2 protein-coding genes are annotated in these 1,381 nt (G+C 66.6%); both read right to left on the reverse strand.

What is annotated here, in order from left to right:
* Positions 1–84: 84 nt before the first annotated feature.
* A complete protein-coding gene (locus tag DYI42_RS23865) occupies positions 85–936 on the reverse strand; it encodes an arginyltransferase (protein WP_213549618.1) in 852 nt (283 codons plus the stop codon).
* Between the two features lie 121 nt (positions 937–1,057).
* Positions 1,058–1,381: RDD family protein (locus DYI42_RS23870; protein WP_213549620.1), on the reverse strand; the 324-nt coding region annotated here is incomplete at its 5' end.

Below are 1,381 nucleotides of genomic sequence, written 5' to 3' on the forward strand. Positions count from 1 at the left end.
CGCCCACCCCGTTCCGCCACGCATGGCCTGCGCGGGGTCGGTTGAGCTCTGGACACACCAAAGCGGGACGTTTCCGAATGCGGGTCAGCCCCGGCGGGTGGCGGGGCGGCTGTCGGGGAGGCGGATGCGGGCGACCTGTTCGGCGATGGGATCGACCGAGAGGGGGTGAATTTCCTGCCGGTGTTCCTCGGGGTTGCCAAGATCGCGCCAGCCGCCGTTCTTGTAGATTTCGAGCGCGCCGTAGCTGGCCTTGTAGCCCATCTTCGGCGAGCCGGGCACCCAGTAGCCGAGGTAGACGAAAGGAAGGCCGGCCTCGCGGGCGATCTCGACGTGATCGAGGATGATGTAGCGGCCCAGCGAGTGCTTCTCCATGCCCGGCTCGAAGAAGGAGTAGACGAGGCTCACGCCATCTTCGAGCACGTCGGTGAGGCAGACGGCCACCAGCTTGTCGTCGCCTGTGTCATTGCCCTCGGCTCCGGCGGGCAGGAGATATTCGATCACCCGGCTCTTCACCGGGGTTTCCTCGATCATCGCGGCGAATTCGAAGATATCCATATCGGCCATGCCGCCATCGGCGTGGCGCTGGTCGAGGTAGCGGCGGAAGAGGGCGTATTGCTCTTCGGTGGCCCAGGGGCTGTTGGCCTTGCGGATCAGCCGGGCGTTGCGCTTGAGCACCCGTTTCTGGCTGCGGGTCGGCTGGAAACCGGCCACCCGGATGCGCGCGGACATGCAGGCGGAGCAATCGGCGCAGGAGGGGCGGTAGAGCACGTTCTGGCTGCGGCGGAAGCCTTGCTGGGACAGCGTGTCGTTCAGCTTTTCGGCGCCATCGCCTTGCAGCGCGGTAAACAGCTTCCGCTCCATCCGGCCCTCGAGGTAGGGGCAGGGTTGCGGGGCCGTCACGTAGAACTGGGGCGCGATGGGCAGGGTGTGGCGCAAGGCGGCTCTGCGAGGTTGATCAAGGGCTTCGGGGGCTGACGGTAACAGCGCCATGACGTTCCGCCAAGCCCCCAGAAGTGGCGAGGGCCGGTAATTGCTGCCTTGCAGCGAAACCCGCCCCTCAGCGCCGCACGGCGGCGCGGTTGAGCGCGACGCTGCCGAGCAGGTGATCGCCGAGGCTCTGGCGGCGGGGCGTGGCGAGCATCAGCACGATCGAGATGACCTGCACGACGAAGGTGGAGATGGCCACCGAGTAGATCAGCGTGTGGATGAAGGCCTCGCCCAGTCCGAAGCGCTCGCCGCGGAACGTGCGCATTTCAAGCGACATCAGGCGCATGCCCCATGTGGCGGAGCCGGAGGCCAGCGTGATGGTGCGGTAGGCGAAGGAGATCACCAGCCAGAGCAGCGGGTAGAACAGCAGGCCGGTGAAGGCGGTGAAGGGGAG

This window comes from Vannielia litorea, from assembly GCF_018424695.1.
GTDB lineage: Bacteria > Pseudomonadota > Alphaproteobacteria > Rhodobacterales > Rhodobacteraceae > Vannielia > Vannielia litorea_A.